Raw genomic sequence first — 268 nt, 5'->3', positions numbered from 1 at the left:
CAAGCGACAATTGAACACTCAAGCTGCTGTTTTCATTGAGCGCATCGTCGGATGTACCCGCTGTTAAGATGACGCTCACATTGTCTACTTTCAATAAGTTTGTCACTTCTTCTTGCAAACTGAAGGCAAGGGCATTCGCTATTGCAGCAGCTTCATTTTTATCTCCTGCAGAAACTGCAATATTCAGAACCCGGGAGTTGTCCGGCCTCTCGATTGCTATCCGGTCACGAAGCTCAAGCAAGGAATATTCACTGGCGGTATTTTCAAG

1 protein-coding gene is annotated in these 268 nt (G+C 45.9%); it reads right to left on the bottom strand.

Annotation, left to right across the window (positions count from 1 at the left end):
* Positions 1–268: hypothetical protein (locus SB822_RS57595; protein WP_410859173.1), on the bottom strand; the 268-nt coding region annotated here is incomplete at both ends.

The sequence above is a fragment of the Paraburkholderia sp. SIMBA_054 genome, assembly GCF_046534875.1.
Taxonomy (GTDB): Bacteria; Pseudomonadota; Gammaproteobacteria; order Burkholderiales; family Burkholderiaceae; genus Paraburkholderia; species Paraburkholderia hospita.
The sequence above is the reverse complement of the archived record's forward strand: the minus strand, read 5'-3'. Positions and strand labels throughout refer to the sequence as shown.